We start from the raw sequence: 25906 nt of genomic DNA on the forward strand, positions 1-25906 counted from the left end.
CGTAGACAATGCAGAGTCTCCTCCACGTCGCGGCAATGGCTCCCATGAGCATTCCGAGCCCCTCATGGTCCGGATTTGATATTCCGCTGCCGTGGGGGACTCTCCGTATCCATGCGTACGCCCTGTGCATTCTTCTCGGCATCATCCTGGGCCTGTGGCTCACCGCCGTGCGCTGGAAGCGCCGCGGCACCCCCGAAGGCAGCCTGTGGGACATCGCCATCTGGGCGATCCCCTTCGGCATTGTGGGCGGCCGCCTCTACCACGTCATCTCCTCGCCGGACGCGTACTTCGGCCCGGGCTTCAACGGCACCGGCGACCTCTCCCTGATCCCGCAGATCTGGCGGGGCGGCCTGGGCATCTGGGGTGCCGTGGTTCTCGGCGTTGTCGGTGCCTGGCTCGGCTGCCGCCGTTCCGGCGTCAAGCTGACCGCCTTCCTCGACGCCGCGGCCCCCGGGCTCCTGCTGGCGCAAGCGATCGGGCGTTGGGGCAACTGGTTCAACCAGGAACTCTTCGGCGGACCCACCACCTTGCCATGGGGCCTTCAGATAGACCCGAACAGCCCCAATTTTCCGGCCGGAATGCCGAGTGACACCCTGTTCCACCCGACGTTCCTTTACGAATCCCTCTGGAACATCATCGGCGTCGTGGTCCTCCTGGTCCTGGACCGCCGCTTCCATTTCCGCCGCGGCAGGCTCTTCTGGCTGTACGCCATCTACTACACGCTTGGCCGCGTCTGGATCGAAGCGTTGCGGATCGACGATGCCGAACAGATCAACCTCTTCGGCATCACCACGCGTCTCAACGTATGGACCAGCATCTTCGTCTTCGTCGCAGCGCTCATCATCTTCCTCGTCCTGAGCCTGCGCGGCAGGCCGGAGCCGGACACCGCGTACCTTCCCGGTAGGGAACCGGCCGCGGTGACCGCCGGAGAGGATGACGCCGCCACGGCTGACTCAAGTGCCCGGGACGATGAGACGACCGCTCCTGAGACGAACAGCACAATTGTGACCGATACGAAGGCCCATGATACGGACGGATCTGTCTCAGATACCGGTGCGCATGGTAATCTCCGGAATAACCAAAGCGATCTGGGCCATACTGCTGAGCCTACGGAAATGGCCGAGGAGTCACATGCCGGCGTCACGTCGGATTCGGGCTCCGCGTCCACCGAAACCACCGCCAGCAGCGCCCCCGGATCCGGGCCGGAAGCTGGCAGCACCAAGTAGCCAGCGCTACGGCACAGGGGAACCGGGCTACCGCCCAGAGGCCCCCGGCCACAGCGTCGTGGCACCTTGGCAGTCGCCCGGCAGCACACAGAGGCTCCGCGGTCAAGCTTGGGTCAGGGACATGCGTAACTGTTCGTTGCGTCTTGCCCGCTGACCTACAATTTCAAGTAACTAGCGCTTTGTTATGCCCGTCACACGGCAGGCAAGGTGGGGCCAACGTTGTCCCTTCCATTCGCACGATCTCGAGGAAGGACGTCTTCAATGACCCATCTTCATAACCCAAGCTGGTCCGAATCAGTCGAACCGCAGGGTGCCATCTCGCCCTTCAAGCGTTTCGCTGCGCTCCCGGAAGCCCAGGGACTCTACAACCCTGACCAGGAGAAGGACGCTTGTGGCCTGGCCATTATCGCCACGCTGCGTGGTGAACCCGGCTATGACATCGTGGAAGCGGCCCTGACTGCCCTGCGCAACCTTGAACACCGGGGCGCCGTGGGCGCCGACGAAGGCACGGGCGACGGCGCCGGGCTCCTCATGCAGGTTCCGGACGAATTCTTCCGGGCCGTCACTGAGTTCGAGCTCCCCGCACCCGGCCAATACGTCGTGGGCACCGCGTTCCTGCCGGCTGAAACCCGCGAAGCCGAGACCGCGAAGGCCGGCATCGAGGCGCTTGCAATAGATGAAGGCCTGACAGTTCTTGGCTGGCGTGAAGTGCCGGTAGTCGGGGACCTGGTCGGCGCCATGGCCCGTGCCTGCATGCCTTACTTCGCACAGCCCTTCCTTGCTTCCGCCACTGGCGAAGTGCTGGATCGGAATGAACTGGATTCCCGGGCATGGCGTGTCCGCAAGCGTGCCCAGAACAAGTTCGGCGTCTACTTCCCGTCGCTGTCCTCGCGCACCATCGTGTACAAGGGCATGTTGACCACCGCCCAGCTGGAGCCGTTCTACCCGGATCTCTCGGACAAGCGCTTCAAGACCAAGCTGGCCATCGTGCACTCCCGCTTCTCCACGAACACGTTCCCGTCATGGCCGCTTGCCCAGCCCTTCCGCACCATCGCCCACAACGGTGAAATCAACACCGTCAAGGGCAACCGGAACTGGATGCGGGCGCGCCAGTCCCAGCTCGCGAACCCGCTGCTGGGCGATTCCCCGGAGGAGTTGTACCCCATCTGCACGCCGGGTGCCTCGGACTCCGCGTCCTTCGATGAGGTTGCCGAGCTGCTCTGGCTTTCCGGGCGGCCCATCACGCACTCGATCATGATGATGATTCCCGAGGCGTGGGAAAACCACGCCACGATGGATCCTGCCCGCCGCGCCTTCTACGAGTACCACTCGCTGCTCATGGAGCCGTGGGACGGTCCGGCTGCAGTGTCCTTCACCGACGGCAACCTCGTTGGTGCAACCCTTGACCGCAATGGCCTGCGCCCCGGCCGTTACTGGATCACCGAAGATGGCCTGATCATCTTCGCTTCCGAAGTCGGCGTGATCGAGGTCGAGCCTGCCAAGGTGGTCAAGAAGGGCCGTGTTTCGCCGGGCAAGATGTTCCTGGTGGACACCGAAGCCGGTCGCATCATCGACGACGCCGAGGTCAAGGCCGAGGTGGCCGCAGCCAACCCTTGGGCTGAATGGGTCAAGGACAACCTGATCGACCTCAACGAGCTTCCCGAGCGCGAGCACGTGCTGCACACGGCTGCGTCCGTGAACATCCGCCAGCGGACTTTCGGCTACACCACCGAGGAACTGAAGATCCTCCTGGGGCCGATGGCCCGCACCGGGGCCGAACCGCTCGGCGCCATGGGCTCCGACACCCCGGTTGCCGTGCTGTCCAAGCGCCCGCGTTTGCTGTTCGACTACTTCGTGCAGTCCTTCGCCCAGGTCACCAACCCGCCCCTGGACGCGATCCGCGAAGAGCTCGTTACCTCGCTGAAGTGCGCCATCGGCCCCAACGGCAACCTTCTCGACGTCGGGCAGGTCCGCCAGCCGCAGATCTCCCTGCCGTTCCCGGTGATCAACAACGACCAGCTCGCCAAGATCGCCAACATCGAGAACGCCGACGGCGACAAGGTCGCCATGAAGGTCCGCGGACTATACCGTCCGGAGGGCGGCGAAGCAGCACTCCGGAGCCGCCTGACCGAAATCTGCGAGCAGGTTTCCGGCGCGATCAACCGCGGCGTGCAGTACATCGTGCTGTCCGACCGCGACTCCAACGCGCAGTGGGCCCCGATCCCCTCCCTGCTGCTCGTCAGCGCGGTACACCACCACTTGCTCCGCAGCGCCAACCGCACCAAGACCGCCTTGGTGGTCGAGGCCGGCGACGTCCGCGAAACGCACCACGTGGCAGTGCTCGTGGGCTTCGGCGCTTCCGCCGTGAACCCGTACCTGGCGATGGAATCCGTGGAACAGCTCATCAGCACCGGCGAAGTCGTTGGTGTGACTCCCGAGGACGGCGTCTACAACCTCATCAAGGGCCTCGGCAAGGGCGTCCTCAAGATCATGTCCAAGATGGGCATTTCCACGGTGGCCTCGTACACCGGCGCCCAGACTTTCGAAGCCCTCGGCCTGTCCCAGGACCTCGTGGACGAATTCTTCTCCGGCACCCACTCCCAGCTGGGCGGTGTCGGCCTGGACGTCATTGCCGCCGAAGTTTCCGCGCGCCACCAGATGGCGTACCCGGAAGGCGGCATTGAGCAGCCCCACCGTCCGCTCCTCGGTGGCGGCGAATACCAGTGGCGCCGCGACGGCGAACCGCACCTCTTCAACCCGGAGACAGTGTTCCGGCTGCAGCACGCCACGCGCGAACGCCGCTACGACATCTTCAAGTCATACACCAAGGGAATCGACGACCAGTCCGAGAACCTCATGACCCTCCGTGGGCTCTTGAAGTTCAAGGACAGCCTGCGCCCCGCGGTGCCGCTTGAAGAGGTTGAGCCGGTTTCCAGCATCGTGAAGCGCTTCTCCACCGGAGCGATGAGCTATGGCTCCATCTCCAAGGAAGCCCACGAAACGCTCGCGATCGCCATGAACCGGCTGGGCGCCAAGTCCAACACCGGTGAAGGCGGCGAAGATGTGGACCGCCTGCTGGACACGGAGCGCCGCTCCGCCATCAAGCAGATTGCCTCCGGCCGTTTCGGCGTGACCAGCCTGTACCTGACCAACGCCGAGGACATCCAGATCAAGATGGCCCAGGGTGCCAAGCCCGGTGAAGGCGGCCAGCTGATGGCGCAGAAGGTCTACCCCTGGGTAGCCCGGACCCGCCACTCGACCCCCGGCGTCGGGCTCATTTCCCCGCCCCCGCACCACGACATCTACTCGATCGAGGATCTCGCGCAGCTCATCTACGACGCCAAGCGGGCCAATCCCTCGGCGCGCGTTCACGTGAAGCTGGTTTCCGAAGTCGGGATCGGCACGGTGGCGTCCGGCGTCACCAAGGCGAAGGCCGACGTCGTGCTCGTTTCAGGGCACGACGGCGGAACCGGCGCCTCGCCGCTGAACTCGCTCAAGCACGCGGGTGTCCCGTGGGAGCTCGGCCTCGCCGAGACCCAGCAGACGCTCATGCTCAACGGGCTCCGCGACCGCGTCGTGGTTCAGGTGGACGGCCAGCTCAAGACTGGCCGGGACGTTATCATCGCTGCGCTGCTGGGTGCCGAGGAGTACGGCTTCGCGACGGCGCCACTGGTGGTGTCCGGCTGCATCATGATGCGGGTCTGCCACCTCGATACCTGCCCGGTCGGCGTCGCAACCCAGAACCCGGAGCTCCGCTCGCGCTTCAACGGCAAGCCCGAGTTTGTGGTCAACTTCTTCGAATTCCTTGCCGAGGAAGTCCGTGAGCTGCTTGCCGAACTTGGATTCCGCAGCCTCGAAGAGGCCATCGGGCACGCCGAGGTCCTGGACACCCGGGAAGCGATCGACCACTGGAAGGCCGAGGGACTCGACCTCGACCCGATCCTCCACGGCCTCGAGTTCGACGACGACGTTCCCCTGCGGAACCTCACCGGCCAGAACCACGAGCTCGACAAGCACTTCGACCAGCGCCTCATCGGCATGGCCGCAGAGGCTTTGAGCGACCGCACGCCGGTGAAGATCGCCGTCGACGTCATCAACACGGACCGTTCCGTCGGCACCATGCTGGGGCACGTCGTGACCAAGACCTTCGGCATCGATGTGCTCGCCACCGACACGATCGACATCACGCTGAAGGGCACCGCCGGGCAGTCGCTCGGCGCCTTCCTTCCGGCAGGCATTACCCTGCGCATGTTCGGCGACTCCAACGACTACGTCGGCAAGGGACTCTCCGGTGGACGCATCATCGTCCGCCCGGACCGCACCAACGTTTTCCAGGCGGAACGCAACGTCATCGCCGGCAACGTGATCGGCTACGGGGCCACGAGTGGTGAAATGTTCCTGCGTGGCCAGGTGGGCGAACGCTTCCTGGTACGCAACTCGGGGGCCACTGCCGTCGTTGAAGGCATCGGTGACCATGGCTGCGAGTACATGACCGGCGGCCAGACGCTGATCATCGGCCGTACCGGCCGCAACTTCGGTGCCGGCATGTCCGGTGGTACTGCCTACGTGCTGGACCTCCAGCCCGCCCGGGTCAACAAGCAGGCCTTGGATTCAGGGGAGCTGCAGCTGCTTGAGCTTGACGACGAGGACCGCACCATCGTCCACGGACTCCTGGTCAAGCACCTGGAAGAAACCGAATCCGTCCTTGCGGGCCGCTTGCTCGAAAACTTCGATGACACAGCCGCCCGCATCACCAAAGTTCTGCCGCGCGACTACGCCGCAGTCCTGCAAACCCGCCTCGACGCTATCGAAGAGGGCCTTGATCCCGATGGCGAAGAAGTATGGTCTCGAATCCTGGAGGTAACCGGTGGCTGATCCACGCGGATTTCTGAAAGTCCGGCAGCGCGAGACGCAGCCACGCCGTCCTGTTCCCGTCCGCATCATGGACTGGAAAGAAGTCTATGAAGCCCAGGACAAGGGCGTGCTCAAGAGCCAGGCAGGCCGCTGCATGGACTGCGGCGTTCCGTTCTGCCACCAGGGCTGCCCCTTGGGGAACCTCATCCCCGAGTGGAACGACCTCACGTGGCGCGGCAAGGGCGAGGAAGCGATCGAGCGCCTGCACGCGACGAACAACTTTCCGGAGTTCACCGGCCGTTTGTGTCCTGCGCCGTGTGAAGCATCCTGTGTCCTGGGCATCAACCAGCCCGCTGTGACCATCAAGCAGGTTGAAGTTTCGATCATCGACGACGCTTTCGAAAACGGCTGGGTACAACCCCTTCCGCCGGCGCGTCTCTCCGGCAAGACGGTCGCCGTCGTCGGCTCCGGCCCCGCAGGGCTTGCAGTCGCACAGCAGCTGACGCGCGTCGGACACACGGTGGCCGTCTACGAGCGCGACGACAAGATCGGGGGACTGCTGCGCTACGGCATCCCCGATTTCAAGATGGAAAAGGAACAGGTCGACCGCCGCGTCGAGCAGATGAAGGCCGAGGGCACCCGCTTCCGCACGGGTGTTGCGGTCGGAAGCGACGTGACGTGGGAGCAGTTGCGCCGCCGTTACGATTCGGTGGTGATCGCCACCGGTGCCACCGTTCCTCGCGACCTTCCCATCCCGGGCCGCGGCCTCGAAGGCATCCACTTCGCCATGGATTACCTGGTCCCCGCCAATCGCGTGGTTGCCGGTGAAACCGTGGAGGGCCAGATCGATGCCAAGGGCAAGCACGTGATCATCCTCGGTGGCGGCGACACCGGCGCCGACTGCCTCGGCACGGCACACCGCCACGGCGCCGCGTCCGTCACCACCCTCGCCATCGGCAAGCAGCCGCCGCTTGAGCGCGCCTCGCACCAGCCGTGGCCGACGTTCCCCACGCTCTTCGAAGTTGCCAGCGCACATGAAGAGGGCGGCGAACGCACCTACCTCGCCTCGACCGTTGAATTTGTGGGCGAAAACGGCAAGCTCACAGGGGTCAAGGTGGCCGAGACCGAGTTCGTGGACGGCAAGCGCCTGCCGAAGGCCGGTACGGAACGCATCATTCCCGCCGACCTGGTCTTCCTGTCGCTCGGCTTCACGGGTGCGGAACCTGCCGGTATCACCGAACAGGTCAGCGCAGAATTCGACGGCCGCGGCAACGTGGCCCGAGACGGGTACTACATGACCAACACCGAGGGGGTCTTCGTGGCAGGCGATGCCGGCCGCGGGCAGTCCTTGATTGTCTGGGCTATCGCCGAAGGCCGCGCCTGCGCTGCCGCCGTCGACAAGTACCTCATGGGCAGCACCATTCTTCCCGCGCCGGTGGCTCCCACCGACCGGGCTATAGCGGTCCTCTAAGGACCGGCGCACGACGCTTTCCCAACTCCAACTGCAGCACACTACTAGGGTAGGTATATGAGACGCGCAAAAATCGTGGCAACGTTCGGACCGGCAATTTCCAGCTTTGACAACACCCTCGCGGTGCTGGAAGCCGGCGTCGACGTCGCCCGCATGAACATGAGCCATGGCGACTACTCGGTACACGACACCACGTACGAGAACGTCCGCAAAGCCGCCGCCCAGCTTCACAAGCCGGTTGCCATCATGGCTGACCTGCAGGGCCCGAAGATCCGCCTGGGTCGATTTGTCGACGGCCCCCACGAACTCGCCGTCGGTGACACTTTCACCATCACCACCGAGGACGTCCCGGGTACCAAGGACATCTGCTCCACCACGCTCAAGAGCCTGACCGAAGACGTCAACATCGGTGACGCACTGCTGATCGATGACGGCAAGGTTGCCCTTCGCGCCATCGATGTTGACGACGTCAAGGTGGTTGCTACGGTGACCGTCGGCGGCTGGGTCTCCAACAACAAGGGCATCAACCTGCCCGGCGTTGCCGTCAACGTCCCCGCACTGAGCGAAAAGGACGAGGACGATCTCCGCTGGGCCATGAAGCGCGGTGTTGATTTGGTGGCATTGTCCTTCGTCCGTGATGCGTCCGACATCAAGCGCGTGCACGAAATCATGGACGAAGAGGGCCGCCGCGTGCCGGTCATCGCCAAGATCGAGAAGCCTCAGGCAGTGGACCAGCTCCACGAAATCATCGACGCCTTCGACGCCATCATGGTTGCCCGTGGCGACCTTGGCGTGGAACTCCCGCTCGAGGAAGTGCCGATCGTCCAGAAGCGCGCCATTGAACTGGCCCGCCGTTGGGCCAAGCCGGTCATCGTGGCCACCCAGGTGCTCGAATCGATGATCGACAACCCGCGCCCGACCCGCGCCGAGGCTTCGGACTGCGCCAACGCAGTGCTCGACGGCGCCGACGCAGTCATGCTTTCGGGCGAGACGAGCGTGGGCAAGTTCCCGATCGAGACGGTCAAGACCATGGCACGTATCATCGAGTCCACCGAAGAGCACGGTCTTGAGCGCGTTCCTCCGCTCGGTACCAAGCCCAAGACCCGCGGTGGCGCCATCACGCGTGCTGCCGTCGAAATCGCCGACCAGCTGGACGCTAAGTACATCTGTACTTTCACCCAGTCCGGCGACTCGGCCCGCCGACTGTCCCGCCTGCGTCCTGTCAAGCCGGTTTTCGCCTTCACCCCGGTGGAGCACGTCTGGAACCAGCTGGCTCTGACCTGGGGCATCCAGCCCGTCCTGGTCCCGATGGTGGGCCACACTGACGCCATGACGGCCCAGGTGGACCGCAGCCTCCTCGAGATGAAGATCGTAGAGAACGGCGACCTCGTGGTCATCGCGGCCGGTTCGCCTCCCGGACAGGCTGGTTCCACGAACTCGCTCAAGGTCCACAAGGTGGGCGACCTCGCGGACACCTCCCGCGTGGAAGAGGCCGCAGCCCGCAAGGAAAAGGTCGGACCGTGGCCGGAAAAGAAGAAGGCCAAGTCGAAGGCCTGATCTTTTCGGATTCAAGCAAGGGGAGGCTCCGCCGTTTGGCGGGGCCTCCTTTGACTTGTTTTGGGGCCGGGTGGTTCGTGGGCGGCGCCGGGTGCTATCCGGGTGCGGCCATGGGCCCGGCTCCCCGTGTGCGAGCCGGGGACGACGATGGGCGCCGCTTCCACCGGAAGCGGCGCCCATCGCGGGGGAGTGCTAGTTGACCTGGTTGATGATGGTTTCGGCGACCTCACGCATGCTGAGACGGCGGTCCATGGAGGTCTTCTGGATCCACCGGAATGCTTCCGGCTCCGTGAGACCCATCTTGGTGGTCAGGAGGCTCTTGGCGCGCTCCACAAGCTTGCGCGTGGCGAACTGCTCCTGGAGGTCGGACACCTCGTTTTCGAGCGCCTTGATCTCCTCGTGCCGGGACAATGCGATCTCGATTGCGGGGATCAGGTCGGCCGGAGTGAAGGGCTTGACGACATAGGCCATGGCCCCGGCGTCGCGGGCGCGCTCCACGAGCTCCTTCTGGCTGAACGCCGTGAGGAGGACCACGGGGGCGATCCTCGCCTTGACGATCTTCTCCGCAGCAGAGATGCCGTCCATGACAGGCATCTTGACGTCCATGAGGACCAGATCCGGCTTCAGCTCTTCGGCCAGCTGGACTGCCTTCTCACCGTTGTCGGCCTCACCGACAACGTCGTAGCCTTCGCCCTTCAAGATCTCGATTATGTCCAGGCGGATGAGGGTCTCATCCTCTGCGACAACTACTCGGCGTGCCGGCTGGGATGCGGGCTTGGACTCCGTCTGTTCTGACACGGGATCTCCTTCAAGACGTACGGCGGGTTCTCAACCATCTTAGTTGCACCCGGTCCCTGCGTATGATTTATTGCTCGGCCGAGCCGGTTCTGGAAATTAGCCTATCTGCATGTAGAGTAGTTTCGCGCACTGCAACAGGGAGCGTTGAGTTCTGTGAAGAGCTCGACGTCGGTTAGTCTTGTTTCGGTGTTTCCGCGCCCGAGTGGCGGAATTGGCAGACGCGCCGCACTCAAAATGCGGTATCGAAAGGTGTGTGGGTTCGAGTCCCACCTCGGGCACAGTGTATCCGCAGGTCAGGGGCCTATTTGGCCCCTGACTGTTGACAAAAACTCCAAAAGTGTTGACACGGGTCTAGCATTTTTGTGTGGCCAGCATCCGCAAACGCGTGAAAAAGGACGGAACATCCTCCTTCATGGTGCTATGGCGCGACCCGAAGAGCCGCGAGCAACAGGGGCTTACCGTTGCGTCCGAATCCGAGGCCGAGACCCTCAAACGGCTGTTGGACGCGAACGGACAATCCTTCGAAATCGCCCAACAAGCAATCCTCGCGAACCAGTCGAAAGTACCGACTGTGGCCGAAGTGATTCAGGAGCATATTGACCTCCTGATTCGGCCCTCGAGTGGAACCACCCGGACTTACCAGACGATGCTGGATCTTCATGTGCGGGACGTCATAGGTCACATCCCGGTGGACAAGCTCGATTATCGGCACCTGAATCATTGGGTGAAGTCGATGATGGCCAAGGGCCGTTCACCAAAGACCATCCACAATGTTCATGGTCTTATCTCTGCAGCGATGAACACTGCCGAGATGCTGCAATACATCCCCCGGAACCCTTGCCGTGGCGTGCAGCTGCCTAGCCTTGACCGGGCTGAGGATGAAGCGATGTTTCTCACGCATGCCGAATTCAGCTTGATCATGGAAGGGATGGGGGAGAGGTACAAGGCGTTTACGAGCTTCCTCGTCATGACTGGAACAAGGTTTGGCGAAGCAACGGCGCTCACCGTGGGGGATGTCGACCTTTTGTCCAAGCCGCCCACGGTAAGGATCAACAAGGCCTGGAAACGGGACGGGCAGTCGCAGTTTTACGTTGGAGCCACGAAGACCGGCGCCGGAAAGCGCACCATCGGACTCAATCCGGCACTGGTCGAGCTATTGATCCCGCTGGTGGCCAGCCACCCCGGGACGAACGGGCTGCGCCGGCTGATATTGCCCAGGGTGCCTCCGAGCAGCGGTCCGACAGCTATGCCCAGCCCGAGCGCTGAACGCACGGCCAGTCGGCGATGAACAGCGCGTTGCCCAGGCCCCAGCCGCCCGGGAGGCCCGTGACGCCGTTGATCGAGTCGGACGCCACCGCCAGAGCACAGAGACCACGATGATCGCCAGGCCGGGTGTCCGGGGTTCGTTTGGCGCCCCGCCGCTCCTTGTTGTCGGCTGCGTGGCGTCAGTCGACGATCAACGTCAGGACGGACCCCACGCAGGCCGGTCGGTCCTGGCCCTCGATCTCGACGACGTACTTCGTGGTCAACTGATTGCCCCTCGGCTTTTCCTTGAGGTCGGTGAAGGACGCCGTCGCGCGGATGCGGCTGCCTACGGGGACCGGGTTGGGGAAGCGTAGGCCTTCCACCCCGTAGTTCAACCGGGCGGAGCCGAACTCGATTCCGTAGATCTGACCGGCGAAGTGCGGGATGAGTGAGATCGTGAGGAAGCCGTGGGCGATGGTCGTCCCGAAGGCACCTGCGGTCGCCCGCTCGTGGTCGACGTGGATCCACTGATGGTCGTCGGTCGCCTTCGCGAACGCATCGATGCGCGCCTGGTCGACCACCAGCCAATCGCTCGTACCGACGTCCCGGCCGACGAGGGACTCGAGCTCCTCGAGGGTCGCGATAGCGCGGCGGCTCATCGGAGGACCTCGAAACCCACACGATTCACACAGTCGCACCGGACACCGATGGCGATTCCTTCCCGTCCGATCTGCCCGCCAGCCGGCATAGCATCCTCGCCGCAGTCGCCAATGACCATTTTGCCCCCACCGTCGTGAAGCGCGGGGCCTAAGTGTTGAGCGCCACCGGTGATGACGGCGATCTCTTCTTCAAGCAGGGTCATGATGTTCTCCTGGGTTTGTGTGACTTCGGTTTACCTTCCACTCGAAGGAAGGATCGGGTCGACTACAAGGTCATCGTCAGCGGCCAATCCCCAAGTCGGATCAGGCCGAGCGCGATGTCCACGATCATGTCCTCCTGGCCGCCATCGTGTGGATGGACTCGCGGATGCCGTCGTGGCTGGCCTCGCCGATCAATGCGAGAACGGTGTCTCGCATTATGAGCGGCGGTTGTGCCGGGTTGAGGATGATGATGGCTTTGGCGCGACCGGCACCGCCGACACCTCGATGGCAGTCGAGGTGGTCTCGGTGAACTCGTCGATGTTCGCCCTCGTGCCCGGTCCTGCGGATTTCGAGGCGATCGAGGCCACGATTTCCGCGTAGGGAACCGGGGTGACGCGAGAGATGGCAGCGACGACGGGATCGTTGCCTGCCCCCGCAGGTGACCATCTTGACGTTCTCCGCGTCGAGGTGTTCCTCAAGGTTCACGGCGTCAACGTGGCTCATCTCGTCGACGAGAACGCCAAAGTCGGGCTGGTCGACGCTGAGCTGTTTCTGGACAGTCGGAGAGGCGAGTCCGATCTTCCGACCGACGAGTAGTGCTCCGGCTGCCGTTCGTCGGACGTTGATTTCGCCCTGCGCCGCGTACGCTGCCGCAACGGTGGACCCGAGAATGTCTTGAACCGCGGGAGTCGCGACTCGTGAACGGGTGGCTGGCTCGAGTCGATCTATGGTTACGCCCGGTGTGGGGTTCATCGGTCTCTTCCGTGTGAGTGCTGTCACTGACAGTGTGAGGATGAGCCCGAGTGGCGCGAGTGCAACGTTCTGCCAAGTGGAACGACACTCGGAAGGCATCGCCGAACGGCCGGGCCAAGGTCGTCTGCACTGAGTTACCCACGTCGTTCCCCATGTCAGTTGGGACCGTTTGGGTTGAGTTGGGAACCAACGGGAAGCCGCTGATCTTCCCCGCGATGGCTCACCGAACTGGTGACGCACCGGCCTCGGAATTCGTCCGGCTATCCAAATGTGATGTTTGACACAGAAGGGGGCGTGCGCTACTCTAAGCCCGTATAAGTAAATGGCCATTTAATTAAGGAGCCGTCAATGACGACGAACGTGCTGCAAGTCGAGAGCGAGCACTGTCTCGAGGAGACGGACGACGTTCGTCCGGTCCGGCGTCGGGACCCATCCGCCGCGCGCGTTCTCCGGCTCCTTGACGCCTTTACGAGCCTCCCGGCGCTGGCGGGCGTCACTCAATTGGCTGATCGCGCCGGCCTGCCGAAGTCCACGGCTCACCGACTACTGCTGACTCTTACGCGCGAGGGCTACATCGAGCGGGACGGACAGGGCTACGGCTTGACGAATCGGGCCTTCGAAATCGGCAACCAGGCCAGCAACTACCGCCCGAGCGGACTACGCGACCAGGCGATGCCGTTTCTCACCGATCTGTTTACGCTGACCCGGCAGACCGTCCATCTGGCGGTCATGCAGGACGGCGACGTGCTCTACCTTGAGAAGATCTTCGGCCACAGCTCGCGAGTCGCCACGACGGTGGGCGGGCGTAAGCCTCCGAACGCAACTGCGTTGGGCAAGGCGATTCTGGCCTTCTCACCTCAAGAGTTCCGCGATCAGACGCTCGGGACGGTCCTGCCACGCCTGACTCCCCACACCTGCGTTGACCGGATCAAGCTGGAGGCCCAGCTGGCCCAGATCCGGTCAGCCGGGTACGCCCTCGACCGGGGAGAGTCCTCCCTAGGAGTCAACTGCGTTGCGGCGCCGGTCAGGAATCCCCGGACGGGCCGTGCGATCGCAGCCTTGTCGGTGTCCACGCGCCTCAGTCCCGAGCTGGCCCGTCGCTTCCGAAACGACGTGCTTGAGAGTGCCCGCGCGCTATCGCGGGCCCTCGTTGTTGGTGAGCGACTCGGAGCGCTCTGAGCCCTCGCGCTCCGTCACGAAGTTCGGTGCCGCAGCGTGGAACCGCGCGCCGTCCCACATCGGCGATACGCCCCAGAATTGTGTCGAGCACTTGCTGCCGCCGGAGGCGTTGTGACCTATCGGTTCGGCCGCGTGAATGCGACAGAATATCGAAGGAGACAGGGATGCCCCAAGAACTGACTGAGTCGGAAACCAGCCGCACCGTCCAGACCAAGGACTGGAAGATCCACTACAACGAGGCTGGCGAAGGTTCTGTAGTCCTCTTCCTGCACGGCAGTGGACCCGGAGCTACAGGATGGAGCAACTTTGCTCCGAACCTCGTGTCGCTGGCGGGCAAATATCGTGTCATCGCGGCGGACCTGCCCGGTTGGGGGAAGTCTGACCCCGAGACACCTGCGGACCGAAACCATGTTGAGGCTGTACTCCAGCTTCTCGATGCGCTGAAAATCGAGCGCGCGGCAATCGTTGGCAATTCCATGGGTGGTCACACAGGCCTCTGTTTCGCGATGGCGTACCCCGACCGCGTCTCTCACCTCGTCACAATGGGTGTGCCGCTCGGGCTCGGTCCGCTTCTGTTCACTCCTCGAGGCGGACTTAGCGAAGGTCTGAAGGTTCTCGTGAAGGCGTACCGCGACCCCTCGCCGGAGACAATGCGGGAACTCGTCGAGATCATGACATACGACCACACGTTCGCGACCGACGAACTCGTCACTCAGCGCTCAAGTGCCGCGCGCGTCCGACCCGACCACCTGGCGAACTACTTGTCCGCCACCCCGGGCTCGAAGGCCCGCCCTGTCCCGCTCCTCGACATCGCGAAGATCGCCGAGATCTCGGCACCGACTCTGATCTTCCATGGCCGAGATGACCGGGTCAACCACTTCGAGAATTCGCTATGGCTCGCCTCGGCGATTCCCGATGCCCGCATGGTACTCATCAATCGTTGCGGTCATTGGCTCCAACTCGAGCACGCAGATGAGTTCAACCGAATCGTTGCTGACTTCGTCGGCTCCGCAGGTCGATAGTGGTGCCGTCGCCGGCAGCATGTGATTTCTTTACTAGAAACAGGAGAATGACAAGTGGCTAGAGTTGTTGGATTGGGATATCTGATCGTCAATGCGACTGACCTGGATTCGTGGAAGGAGTTCGCCAGCAACCTTCTCGGGTTGCAGGTCGATTCCTTCACGCCGGAGCGGCTCGTACTCCGCATGGACGAGGCGTCCTACCGCCTTGAAATCCGCAAGGACGACTCGGATTCGGTCAATGCGATCGGCTGGGAGGTTCGTGGACCGGAGGATCTCGATGAGTTAGCCGCCAAACTAGAGGAGGACGGCTACGCGGTCAAGCGCAGTGATTCTGTCGCGGTTGCAGCGCGTCGGGTTTCGGGGCTCGTCGAGTTCGACGACCCGGAGGGGCAACGGGTGGAGCTTTTCTATGGTCTGCAGCAGCACCGTGAGCGGTTTGTCTCACCCACCGGCGCTCGATTCGTTACCGGAGCGGGTGGCCTCGGGCATCTCTTCCAGATGGTGTCCGACCGCGAGAAGTACGATGCTCTCTATCTGAAGCTGTTGGGCTTCAAACTCAGTGACTACATCGAGTTCGTACCTGGTGTCTACGCAACGTTTACACACGCCAACCAGCGGCACCACTCCTTCGCCTACGCTCAGGTTCCGAACGTTCCGAGCAACATCATGCACGCGATGTTCGAGGTCGAGGAGTTGGACGTCGTCGGACGAGCGTGGGACAAAGTGCAGGCGGGCGGGGCACCGATCAAGGCGACCTTCGGTAAGCACACGAACGACGAGATGATCTCGTTCTACGTCCAGTCGCCCTCGGGGTTTCAGGTCGAGTACGGGTATGGCGGCAAGCTGATCGACGAGGACACCTGGAAGCCGGTTCGCTACAGTGCTGCTAGCTATTGGGGCCACAAGCGCTCCGATCCGGATGAGCCCGACCTCTGAACACACGATGAACATCCCGATCGGCTCTGTCACACGTTTCGCCGCAGAGCGAGCCGAGGAGGCAGCCGGCGGTAGGGTAGGATCGACACTCGAGATGAGCCAGGACAATGTGCAAGGCGAGGGCCTCGCGGAGGACTTCGCGCAAACAGGTGCGGAGGGCGAGCGACGGACACCGCGGCGTCGTAACTCAGTGCGCACTCAGGCCGAGATCCTCCGTGCCGCCGGCGAATTGTTCGCCCGCTGGGGCTACTCCCACGTGACGTTGCAAGACATCGCCCAACGCGTCGGCGTGACCCCTGCGCTGATCGTCCGCTACTTCGGGTCCAAGCGTCATCTCTTCGGCGAAGTAGCGCAGATGCCGTCGACAACGACGCTTAGGCAGCATTCGCTTGACGCGAAAAGGGTCGCCCGCGATCTGTTGACCTTTTGGCGTGAGGACGAGTCGAGACTCGCGGCGTTCGCTCTGGTCCGTTCCTTGGAGTTTGACGATGGGGAACTCTTCCGGCAGGCGATGGCGGACCGGATCTTCGGGCCGTGGAGCGCCGCACTGCCCGGGGACGATGTCGAGATGCGTGCGCGTCTGCTCGGCGGCGTCTTAATGGGTTACGGCTTCTTCAGTACCAACGCGCTGATGAATCCGGATAGCGCTGCCCCCTCCCTCGCCGACGAAGAGCGGGTGCTGATCTACCTCGAGCGCATAATCGACGCGTGCCTGACACCGTTGACGGATGACGATTCGCCAGGTGGCGGCTGAGGTCTCGATCTTTCGTTTCGTGCCTGCACCTCCACATGAGCTCGCCCGATCCCGCTCCGGATCCATCGATCGCCGGTGGTCACCCGCTACGTCCCCCAGACGATACGGCGGGACCGGCTCGGGATGAAACTGTTTGCAGGCTGGGCCTCACTCATATCAGACATCCCTCTCCGTGGCCGTACCCAACGCTGCGATCAGTCCCACTGGCCCGGAAGCGGTGGAGCAAGCTCATCGACCGCGGCAACCTGCTCGCTGGTGAGCCGAAGGGTAGAGGAGCCCGTGAGTTCGTTTAGCTCGGCGACGCTCTCGGGGCCGACGATGGCGCTGGCAACCCCCGGCTTGCTCAGCAGCCACGCCACGGCGAGGTGGTTCTCGGGGATGCCCCACGAACGAGCGTGCGAGCTAAAGCTTCCCCCCAGCGCCAACTCGGACTCGGAGTAGGACCGGGCGCCCCAGCGCGCATCACCGGCGTACCGGCGATCGGTCCTGCCCGCCAGCAACCCGCCGCCCAGCGGGCTGAAGACCGTGGTGTCGATGCCGAGGTGATTCGAGGCGGGCAGGACCTCGGACTCCGGCCAACGCTTCGCCACGCTATAGCGGGTCTGATGACACGCCGGGCGCGTCGCACCCATGCGGGCGGCTGCCAGCACTGCCTCGGTGAGTTGCCATCCGGCGAAGGTCGACAGCGCGTAGTAGCGAATCTTTCCCTGGGTGATCAGGTCGTCGAACGCGCGAATCCACTCGTCGATGTGGGTGACCGGGTCCGGATGGTGGGCGTAGTAGATGTCGATGTAGTCGGTGCCCAGGCGCTTCAGACTCCTCTCAACCAAGCGCATGATGTGCGCCCGACTCAGACCACCACCGAGGGACCCGCCGTCATTGGGGCCGGTACCGATGGCCTCGGCGACCTTCGTCGCGAGCACCACCTCGTCTCGACGTCCGGCGATCGCGCGGCCGACCAGGGTTTCTGCCGACTGCCGATCCACCGCCGGCAGGACACCTTCCCGGTCGAACCGCGACTGGTTGCCATAGGAACTCGCCGTATCGATGAAGTTGATCCCGGCGTCGAGTGCACCACGGACCAGTGCTGTCGTGTCGTCCTCGGTAGGCGCCACACCGAACGATGCCGTACCCAGGCAGATCCTCGATACCCGCAGTCCAGTGCCGCTGAGGGTGTGGTAGTCCATGCGTCCTCCAGGTTGTCGTGTCATGTGCAGAGAGACTCTGCCGTCTCCCATATTCTCAAGCCCTTGGCGCAGCCAGTGAGTTGTCGCGTGCCGCAGGGCAGAACCGGGTTGGACAAACACACGAGTAATGCTTGGCGAGGTCGATTCCATGGGGTGGAAACTTCTGTTGAGCTGGGGTCCTGACTCGTGGATCGTAGACGTCACTAGGTCTCTTCGACGAAGACGTACGAATGACAGGGCGAAGCATGGTTGATCTAAACGAGCTGGTGGATTCTGACCGAGGCCGGGTTGACCCCCGGATCTACACGGACCCAGGGGTATACGAGCGTGAGCTGGAGTTTGTGTTCGGCCGGTCGTGGCTGTTCCTGGCACATGATTCGCAGCTGCCCAAGACTGGCAGCTTCATCCAGACGTACATGGCCGAGGATCCGGTGCTGGTCGTTCGACAGCGCGACGGTTCCGTCAAGGCCTTCTTGAACCAGTGTCGCCATCGGGGAATGCGGATTTGCCGGGCGGATGCCGGGGTGAGTAAGACCTTCACGTGCACTTACCACGGCTGGGCTTATGACCTCGAGGGAAATCTGATCAACGTCCCACTTGAGGATCGCGCATATAAGGGCAACCTCGACCGTGAGGCATGGGGCGCCTTGAAGGTTCCAAGGATCGCCAACTACCGCGGTTTCTACTTCGGCACCTGGTCCGACGAGACCCCGGACTTCGAGGACTACCTTGGCGACATGGCGTTCTATTTTGACGCCGTGGCCGACCGGTTCGACAGCGGCCTCGAGTTCACTGCAGGGACAACGAAGTGGGTCATCGACTGCAACTGGAAATTCGCCGCCGAGCAGTTCGGTGGGGACATGTACCACACGAGCATCTCGCATGCATCTGGCCCGATCGCGCTGACGGACCAACAGGTGGTGCGCGGGGATCCGAACCTCGTACAGGGGCGGCAGTTCGGTGGTGATGGACACGGCTCAGGAGGATATATCTATCCGGAGCGGAACATGCCCCCCAACTTCTTCAGGGGTCAGCAGGAGCACGAGTTCACCGAGGACCACCTCGACGAGATCGAGGCTCGGATCGGCGACACGCGAATGAAGAAGGTGAACAACCACAACACCATCTTCCCCAACTTCTCCTGGCTCGGATTTCTCTGGACGATGCGGGTCTGGCATCCCCGGGGCCCCAACCAGATCGAAGTCTGGACGTGGTCGTTCGTGCCCAAGGACGCCACGGAGGCGCTCAAGAGGGAGATTCGCGAGAAGGCCCAGCGCACGTTTAGCCCAGCGGGCGTGTTCGAAACCGACGACGGAGAGAACTGGACCGAGGTCCAGCAGGTCCTGCACGGCTTCAAGGCCCGGCAGAACACATTCCACGTCGGTATGGGACTGGGTCATGAAGAGCGCAACGCAGGCGGGCTCCCAGGAGTGACCAATGATGTCTTCTCCGAGGTGGCCTCGCGTGGTTTCTACCGACGCTGGCACGATCTGCTGGTGGGCAAATCGTGGAAGCAAATCCAGAAGGAGGAAGCTGCGCGCGTGTCGGCGATTCCCGAGTCGCAGCCGGAACTCGCAGAGGGGGCACGATGACCACCGTCGACCAGCCCACACCCGTATTGAGTGCCTTCCGAAATACAGACCTGCAGACGCAGCACACGGTGGAGCAATTTCTCTACGCCGAGGCCGAACTGCTCGACGACTACCGCTTCGACGAGTGGATCGATCTCTTCACCGATGACGTCACATACTGGATTCCCAACCGGGAAACGCGGCCGATCCGTGAGAGGCACCTTGAGGTCGCCGCGCAAGACGAGGCGGCGATTATTCTCGACGACAAGTTTTTCCTCAAGGGCCGCGTGCGTCGCATCACGTCCGGGATTTCATGGTCGGAGGAGCCCCCGTCGCGTGCCCGACGGTTGATCACGAACATCCGGGTCCAGCCGGCGGCGAAGCCAGGCGAGCTCGATGTCCGTTCCAACTTCTACGTCTACCGGAGCCGGTTGGAGCGCCACCAAGACTGGTTCGTGGGTCAACGGTTCGATGTGCTGCGCCCCGCAGACCCCGCCTCGGGCTACCCGTTCCAGATCGCCAACCGCAAGATCGTGCTGGAGCAGACGACGATCCTGGCCCCGAGTCTGACCACCTTCCTATGACCGAGAACGCCGTGATTGAGCCGCTCCCCGAAGTGACGGGTAGGAAGTGGAGTCGAGCCTGCACGACAGATGAGGTTCCCGAGGACGAAGGACTGCTGTTGACAACGCTCCCGAAGACGTCGGTGTTCGCTGCCGACGGAGAGTTCTACTGCGTGGACGACACCTGCACGCACGAAACGTACTCCTTGGCCGAGGGATGGCTCGAAGGATGCATCGTGGAATGCACCCTCCACAACGCCAAATTCGACCTGCGCACAGGCGAAGCTCTCTCACCACCCGCAGAGCGGGCTATCGCCGTCCATCCGGTCATCGTCAAGAACAACGTCGTCTATGTCGCTCTTCCGCAGAATTACCTCGTCAAGTCCGAACAGGCGTAACTCGGGGAGCTGTCGGGGGACTCTCCTGACGCGAGTCGAGATGGTGTGGCGAGATGACGTTCCAACCCGCGGCAAGATCCTGTGTCCTGGGTCTCATCCGGACGCACGATGGCAGAGTCGTCGGCTTGTAGGCGACCTGAACTTAGCAGTGCAGAAAGGAATACGCGAATGAACCAGCTCCAGCACATTGCCATCATTGGCGCGAGCGCCGCAGGGGTGGCTGCCGCTGGCGCCATGCGCCGTGGTGGCTTCGACGGGACTATCACGCTCCATGACGGCGGACGACATCTTCCCTACGAGCGCCCACCGCTGTCGAAGTCCGCCGTCTCTAGGGGACTCAAAGAGATCCAGTCGGCCACTTCATACGCCGAACTCGAAATCGAGCTACTCCTTGGGCAGAGGGCGGTCGCCCTCACGACCGACCGGGAGGTTATCTTCGACAGCGCCCCGACCATCAGACCCGACCGCGTACTGCTAGCGACCGGGGTCTCCGCGCGGCGACTCCCGGTCTCGGGCGCAGAACTGCACAACGTCCTGTACCTGCGGGACGCCGGAGACGCCGAGGCTCTGTCCGCAGAGTTGCACCGAGGTGGACCGCTGGTCCTCGTGGGTGGCGGCTTCATCGGTTTGGAGATCGCGGCCGTTGCCCGGACTCTCGGCATCGATGTAACGGTGGTCGAGACGCAGGAGCGGCCGTTGTTCAACGTCGTTGGACCAGAAGTGGGCGGGTTGATAACGGCGCTCCACCACGATCGTGGCGTCCGAATCATCACCGGCCGCGAAGTTACGGCGATGCGCGGCAGCAAGGCGGTCGAAGAGGTTGTTCTCAGTGACGGCCGGGTCCTGCCGGCCGCCACGGTTGTGGTCGGTGTCGGCGTGGTCCCGAACGACCAACTCGTACGCACGCACGGGGTCAAGCTCTCCGGCGGAGTGGTGGTCGACGCTCACGGACAGACGGACGATCCGTGGATCTGGGCCGCCGGTGATGTAGCGGTGCGGCGCCATCGTCACCTACGCCGCGTCGGCCGGATCGAGCACTGGGACACGGCCCAGCGCCACGGCGCCACGGTCGGGAGCAGCATGGTCGGCGACCTCCAGGAGGACACCGCCGTTCCCTACGTATGGTCCGATCAGTACGAGCTGAGCTATCAGGCTTTCGGGCGCGGAGAACCCACTGACCAAGTCGTGCTGCGCGACGGAGCGCAACCGGACGAGTTCCTCGCCTTCTCCCTCTCGGAGGGCCGAGTCCACGCCGTCGCTGGGATCAATCGCCCCCGCGACGTTCGCGCCGGGCGCTCCCTCGTGGAGTCCGGCGCAACTGTGTCCGCGGAGGCGTTGCGCGACCCCGCCACCAATCTGCGGCGGCTTCCCGTGCTCGGCGGCGCCACGAAGTAGGGACGTCGTCGATCGTCGGTTCCGTCCGGCGGAACATCCTCTGCGCCACTCTCCATGACACATGCCACGCTCTTCCAATGAGAACACCAGCATGAACCTTCGGGACCTGCGAGGCGAGGGAATTCACCATGTGCTGCTTTCTGTCACTGCGGACAAGAACGAATGGCAGCACCGCAGAAGTGGCTCGAGTCAATCGACGTTCCGCTGGTCAGGGAGGGCGGTCTGATGGATGGCGCGGCCACCTTCTGCTGCTACAACACCGCCGACTCCCTGTGCGATACATCCTCGAGACGCTGTTGGTGGCACTGAGGTTATCGCTGGTTCTGTTGAGCCTGATTTTGTTGTTGATTGTGCCGCATTGACTGCGGCGCTGTGAGTTATGAACGACCCGACCCAGGAGAGTGTGATGACAATATCCCCAAGCCCCATAGCCGCGCAGACCTTTGTGCTCGTACACGGCGCCTACCATGGCGGGTGGTGCTACAGGCGCGTCGCCGATCTGTTGCGCTCAATGGGTCATCGCGTTTTCACCCCAACCCTTTCCGGGCTGGCAGAGCGATCTCGAGAGAATTCCCGACCCATAAATTGCACAACGCACATCAATGAGGTCGTAGATCTCTTTGAATGGGAAGAACTCGACGACGTCGTGCTGGTCGGGCATTCCTATGGCGGAATGGTCGTAGGCGGCGTTGCCGACAGGATCCCTCACCGGATTCGAAATCTTGTCTACCTGGACGCAGTCATACCGGAGAACGGGAAGTCCATGGCGGACTACGTGTTCCCCGGCGAGTCCTTGCTCGAGGTCATCAACGATGTCGGCGTAGCGGGTGGTTTGATTCACCCGGCTCACCCTGATGGCGCTGCTTTCTTCAACGTGAACGAAGCTGACAGGGCACTGGTGGATCGACTTTGTACGCCCCAACCGATGGCCTCACTCCTGGAAAAGCTCGAACTAGGCGTCGACGGTGAAGCGGTGAAAAGCCATACCTACATCTATGCGACGAACTGGGGATTTCCTCCCATCGACCAGACATATGCGCGAGCCAAGACGCTTCCAGGTTGGGACGTACACGAAATTGAGTCTGGGCACGACATCATGCTCGATGCTCCAGTTCAACTTTCAGAGATCTTGAGGAACCTGTCGTGAACACACGAGCAGGACGACCTTCGCCTCACGCGGAATACCGCGCACCCGGGGTGCAGTGAGTTACCGGAGTGAGGTCAGAGTGCTTCACCACCTGGTCGAAGAATTGGACCAGGACGCCAGGTTGGCCGACGAGGTGGAGATTTTCGCTGGACACCCGACGACATTCTGTCCGGGGCAGGAGGTGACGGCTGGAGAATTCGGCGTCCGGTCATTCACCTCGCTGCCAACACCATGCCCGGCAAGAACCTCAGCGTTCTCCTTTAAGGCGAACATGACATACGAACAGATCCTCGTCGACGTTCGCGACTCGATCGCGACGATCACTCTGAACCGTCCCGAACAGCGCAACGGTTACACCTCGACAAGGGCCGACGAGCTTGGCACGGCGTTCCGAGCCGCGAACGTCGATCCCGAGGTTCGCGTCGTCATTGCCGCGTCCGGCAAGGACTTCGAAGCTCCACCGCCAGGGCCAGTGGAGCGTCCACCCTTGGGACCGGTAGAGAGTCCGCAACGTACGTATTTAGGAACATGATGAGGGCGAGCATCTCCCAGCGCGGTCTGTACTTCGAGGAACTCGACCTCGAGGTCGTTTACCGCCACAGCCCTGGGCGCACCGTCGGGGAATCGGACAACACCTTGTTTTCGACCTTGACGATGAACCCGCAAAGTCTGCACCTGGATGCTGCTGCCTCCGCGGATACTGAGTTCGGGGAGCGGCTGGTCAACAGCATGTTCACCCTCTCGACGCTGATCGGACTCAGCGTGGCCCAGTTGACCCAGGAGACGACGATTGCCAATCTGGGCTTCGGACGGGTTTCTTTCCCTGCTCCAGTGCTTGCAGGAGACACCCTGTATGCCGAATCCACTGTGGTGGGCAAGCGGGTGTCGAAGTCCCGCCCCGAGGCCGGAATCGTTGAGTTTCTTCACCTCGCCCGCAACCAGCGCGGGGAAGTCGTGGCCCAGGCGGAGCGCACGGCGATGATGCGCCGCCTGCCCTTGGAGCACCAGGGATGAACGCCATCGAACAGGGTCCGGCGCTGTTGTTCTGCCCGGGCGATCGTTTGGATCGGTTCGAGAAGGCACTCGATCGTGCCGACGTGGCCATTCTGGACCTCGAAGACGCAGTCGCGCCGGATCGAAAGGATGCCGCCCGCGGGCCGGTAGCCGCGGCCGCCGCTGGAGCCCCTGAGCGCATGGTCGTGCGCGTCTATGCTGCGGGCACATCGTGGTTCTACGATGATGTGGCTGCCATGCGCACAGCAGGGGTCCGTACCTTGATGCTCCCCAAGGCCTCGTCCCCGGAGCAGCTGGTTGCGCTACGCGATTTCGAAGTAATCGCCTTGTGCGAGACGGCCGCCGGGATATTGGCAGCCCCTCGGCTGGCGGCGGAACCCAACTGTTCGGCACTGATGTGGGGCGGAGAAGACCTCGTTGCCGACATTGGAGGCCGCTCCAGCCGCGGGGCCGACGGGCACTACCGGCCGATGATCGAACAGGCCCGGTCCACGGTGCTGTTCGCCGCCGCCGAGGGCAAGGCCGCCATCGACGCCGTCCATATCGACCTTACCGACCTCGACGGGCTGGAGAGGGAATCCAGAGAGGCCGCCGACATGGGATTCCGGGCCAAAGCCTGCATCCACCCCCAGCATGTCGCATCCATTCGCAGCGCCTTCCGCCCCACCGAGGACCAGGTCAACTGGGCGCGCTGCGTCCTCGCCCATCCCGAAGCCCCAAGAGGCGGAGTGTTCATGGTCGGCAGCCAAATGATCGACGGCCCCCTACTCACCCACGCACGCACCATCGTCGAAAGGACCCTTTCATGGACTTCGAACTAACCACCGACCAGCAGGAACTACGTGCCGGGGCCCGCGAACTGGCACGCAGCTTCTCTGACGAATACTGGGCCGAGCGCGATGAAAAGGGTGAATTCCCCTGGGACTTCTACAATGCCTTCGCCGAAGCTGGCTGGCTTGGCATCGCCATCCCTGAAGAGTACGGCGGTGGCGGCCTGGGCATCCTCGAAGCGGCCCTGCTGCTTGAGGAGATCGCTGCCTCCGGCGCCGGCATGAATGGCTGCAGCACAATGCATCTGACCATCTTCGGGCTCAACACCATCGTCAAGCACGGCAGCGAACAGCTCCGGAAAGAGATCCTTCCCGCAGCAGCGGACGGCTCCTTGCACGTGTGCTTTGGAGTCACCGAACCAGATGCCGGCACGGACACCACCCGCATCTCCACTTTCGCCAAGCGGGTCGGCGGCGGCTACGTCCTCAACGGGCGCAAGGTCTGGATCACAAAGGCCGGCGATTCTCAGAAGATGATCCTCATCGCGCGCACCAGTCGGCGTGAGGACGTGCCGCGCCCCACGGACGGAATGTCGCTCTTCCTTATCGACATCGATCCCGAACGCATCCATCTCAAGGCCATTCCCAAAATGGGGCGCAACGCCGTGTCCTCCTATGAGGTGCTCATCGACGACTACTTCGTCCCCGAGAGCGCACGCATCGGAGAAGAGGGCGAGGGTTTCAAGTACCTGCTCGACGGACTCAATCCCGAACGCATCCTGCTCGCGTCCGAGGCCCTCGGCCTCGGACGTGCCTCCATCGACCGGGCTGTCCGCTACGCGAAGGAGCGCGTCGTCTTCGACCGGCCCATCGGGCAGAACCAGGGCGTCGCATTCCCTCTGGCCGAAGCTGTCATGCGTCTCGATGCAGCCGAGCTGATGGCCCGCAAAGCAGCATGGCGTTACGACCAGGCCCTGCCGTGCGGTAGGGAAGCGAACATGGCCAAGTGGCTGTGCGCAGAGGCCGGTTTCACGGCCGCCGACCAGGCCATCCAAACACACGGAGGCATGGGCTACGCCCGTGAGTACCACGTCGAGCGGTACTTCCGCGAAGCTCGAATCCTCCGGATCGCGCCGGTCAGCCAGGAAATGGTGCTGAACTACGTTTCGAATCATGTACTGGGCCTCCCGAAGTCCTACTGATCAC

Annotated in this window: 23 protein-coding genes and 1 tRNA gene; 19 read left to right on the forward strand and 5 right to left on the reverse strand. The window is 63.0% G+C overall.

The window, feature by feature from the left end; translation table 11 throughout:
• Positions 1-8: 8 nt before the first annotated feature.
• From lgt to pyk, 4 genes are all read left to right on the forward strand, one after another.
• Positions 9-1226, forward strand: a complete 1218-nt coding sequence (gene lgt, locus QRN59_RS05575; RefSeq protein ID WP_284981508.1) for a prolipoprotein diacylglyceryl transferase — start codon at positions 9-11, stop codon at positions 1224-1226.
• A 261-nt stretch (positions 1227-1487) separates the two neighbouring features.
• Positions 1488-6101 (forward strand): glutamate synthase large subunit, encoded by a 4614-nt coding sequence (gene gltB / locus QRN59_RS05580; protein WP_284981509.1) that lies wholly within the window; start codon positions 1488-1490, stop codon positions 6099-6101.
• Positions 6094-7551: a glutamate synthase subunit beta gene (locus QRN59_RS05585; protein WP_284981510.1), complete on the forward strand. Its 1458-nt coding sequence runs from the start codon at positions 6094-6096 to the stop codon at positions 7549-7551. The genes gltB and QRN59_RS05585 overlap by 8 nt, the downstream gene beginning before the upstream one ends.
• A 57-nt stretch (positions 7552-7608) precedes the next feature.
• Positions 7609-9108 (forward strand): pyruvate kinase, encoded by a 1500-nt coding sequence (gene pyk / locus QRN59_RS05590; RefSeq protein WP_284981511.1) that lies wholly within the window; start codon positions 7609-7611, stop codon positions 9106-9108.
• Positions 9109-9300: 192 nt separating this feature from the next.
• Here the strand turns inward: pyk and QRN59_RS05595 are convergent, their stop codons facing one another.
• Complete coding sequence (locus QRN59_RS05595; protein ID WP_028266834.1) at positions 9301-9906, reverse strand: ANTAR domain-containing response regulator; 606 nt, start codon at positions 9904-9906, stop codon at positions 9301-9303.
• A 196-nt stretch (positions 9907-10102) separates the two neighbouring features.
• On the opposite strand from QRN59_RS05595, the gene QRN59_RS05600 reads away from it, so the two are divergent.
• Positions 10103-10184 (forward strand) — tRNA-Leu (locus QRN59_RS05600).
• An 86-nt stretch (positions 10185-10270) separates the two neighbouring features.
• Positions 10271-11194, forward strand: coding sequence for a tyrosine-type recombinase/integrase (locus tag QRN59_RS05605; RefSeq protein ID WP_284981512.1), 924 nt, complete (start codon positions 10271-10273; stop codon positions 11192-11194).
• Between the two features lie 157 nt (positions 11195-11351).
• Here the strand turns inward: QRN59_RS05605 and QRN59_RS05610 are convergent, their stop codons facing one another.
• From QRN59_RS05610 to QRN59_RS24625, 3 genes are all read right to left on the reverse strand, one after another.
• Positions 11352-11810, reverse strand: coding sequence for a MaoC family dehydratase (locus QRN59_RS05610; protein ID WP_284981513.1), 459 nt, complete (start codon positions 11808-11810; stop codon positions 11352-11354).
• Positions 11807-12013, reverse strand: a complete 207-nt coding sequence (locus tag QRN59_RS05615) for an SDR family oxidoreductase (RefSeq protein ID WP_284981514.1) — start codon at positions 12011-12013, stop codon at positions 11807-11809. The genes QRN59_RS05610 and QRN59_RS05615 overlap by 4 nt, the downstream gene beginning before the upstream one ends.
• A 124-nt stretch (positions 12014-12137) precedes the next feature.
• Positions 12138-12764 carry a hypothetical protein gene (locus tag QRN59_RS24625; protein WP_502871026.1) on the reverse strand — a complete coding sequence of 209 codons (627 nt, stop codon included), beginning with the start codon at positions 12762-12764 and terminating at the stop codon, positions 12138-12140.
• A gap of 348 nt (positions 12765-13112) precedes the next feature.
• Here QRN59_RS24625 and QRN59_RS05625 point away from each other — a divergent pair, with 348 nt between their 5' ends.
• The 4 genes from QRN59_RS05625 to QRN59_RS05640 all read left to right on the forward strand — a co-directional run bounded on the left by QRN59_RS05625 (position 13113) and on the right by QRN59_RS05640 (position 16655).
• Entirely contained in the window at positions 13113-13943 is an 831-nt protein-coding gene (locus QRN59_RS05625; RefSeq protein WP_284981515.1) for an IclR family transcriptional regulator, read from the forward strand.
• A 164-nt stretch (positions 13944-14107) separates the two neighbouring features.
• A complete protein-coding gene (locus QRN59_RS05630) occupies positions 14108-14965 on the forward strand; it encodes an alpha/beta fold hydrolase (protein WP_284981516.1) in 858 nt (285 codons plus the stop codon).
• 54 nt (positions 14966-15019) lie between these two features.
• Positions 15020-15901, forward strand: a complete 882-nt coding sequence (locus QRN59_RS05635) for a VOC family protein (protein ID WP_284981517.1) — start codon at positions 15020-15022, stop codon at positions 15899-15901.
• Positions 15902-15995: 94 nt separating this feature from the next.
• Complete coding sequence (locus QRN59_RS05640; protein ID WP_284981518.1) at positions 15996-16655, forward strand: TetR/AcrR family transcriptional regulator; 660 nt, start codon at positions 15996-15998, stop codon at positions 16653-16655.
• 194 nt (positions 16656-16849) lie between these two features.
• On the opposite strand, the gene QRN59_RS05645 is transcribed toward QRN59_RS05640, so the two are convergent.
• Positions 16850-17866, reverse strand: a complete 1017-nt coding sequence (locus tag QRN59_RS05645; protein WP_284981519.1) for an aldo/keto reductase — start codon at positions 17864-17866, stop codon at positions 16850-16852.
• A 221-nt stretch (positions 17867-18087) separates the two neighbouring features.
• Between QRN59_RS05645 and QRN59_RS05650 the strand changes: the two genes are divergently transcribed.
• The 9 genes from QRN59_RS05650 (at position 18088) to QRN59_RS05690 (ending at position 25902) form a co-directional block, all read left to right on the forward strand.
• Entirely contained in the window at positions 18088-19434 is a 1347-nt protein-coding gene (locus QRN59_RS05650) for an aromatic ring-hydroxylating oxygenase subunit alpha (protein WP_284981520.1), read from the forward strand.
• Positions 19431-19997 (forward strand): aromatic-ring-hydroxylating dioxygenase subunit beta, encoded by a 567-nt coding sequence (locus tag QRN59_RS05655; protein WP_284981521.1) that lies wholly within the window; start codon positions 19431-19433, stop codon positions 19995-19997. Before QRN59_RS05650 ends, QRN59_RS05655 begins: the two co-directional genes overlap by 4 nt.
• Entirely contained in the window at positions 19994-20374 is a 381-nt protein-coding gene (locus tag QRN59_RS05660) for a bifunctional 3-phenylpropionate/cinnamic acid dioxygenase ferredoxin subunit (RefSeq protein ID WP_284981522.1), read from the forward strand. Before QRN59_RS05655 ends, QRN59_RS05660 begins: the two co-directional genes overlap by 4 nt.
• A gap of 168 nt (positions 20375-20542) precedes the next feature.
• Entirely contained in the window at positions 20543-21769 is a 1227-nt protein-coding gene (locus QRN59_RS05665) for an NAD(P)/FAD-dependent oxidoreductase (protein ID WP_284981523.1), read from the forward strand.
• Positions 21770-22175: 406 nt separating this feature from the next.
• Positions 22176-22916, forward strand: a complete 741-nt coding sequence (locus tag QRN59_RS05670) for an alpha/beta fold hydrolase (protein WP_284981524.1) — start codon at positions 22176-22178, stop codon at positions 22914-22916.
• 271 nt (positions 22917-23187) lie between these two features.
• Positions 23188-23448, forward strand: coding sequence for an enoyl-CoA hydratase-related protein (locus tag QRN59_RS05675; protein WP_284981525.1), 261 nt, complete (start codon positions 23188-23190; stop codon positions 23446-23448).
• Positions 23448-23930, forward strand: coding sequence for a MaoC family dehydratase (locus QRN59_RS05680; protein ID WP_284981601.1), 483 nt, complete (start codon positions 23448-23450; stop codon positions 23928-23930). The genes QRN59_RS05675 and QRN59_RS05680 overlap by 1 nt, the downstream gene beginning before the upstream one ends.
• On the forward strand, positions 23927-24751 hold the full coding sequence (locus QRN59_RS05685; protein WP_284981526.1) for an HpcH/HpaI aldolase/citrate lyase family protein: 825 nt from the start codon (positions 23927-23929) through the stop codon (positions 24749-24751). The genes QRN59_RS05680 and QRN59_RS05685 overlap by 4 nt, the downstream gene beginning before the upstream one ends.
• Positions 24736-25902, forward strand: a complete 1167-nt coding sequence (locus QRN59_RS05690; RefSeq protein WP_284981527.1) for an acyl-CoA dehydrogenase family protein — start codon at positions 24736-24738, stop codon at positions 25900-25902. The genes QRN59_RS05685 and QRN59_RS05690 overlap by 16 nt, the downstream gene beginning before the upstream one ends.
• The last annotated feature ends 4 nt before the right edge of the window (positions 25903-25906 follow it).

The sequence above is a fragment of the Arthrobacter sp. efr-133-TYG-118 genome, from assembly GCF_030209755.1.
GTDB lineage: Bacteria > Actinomycetota > Actinomycetes > Actinomycetales > Micrococcaceae > Arthrobacter.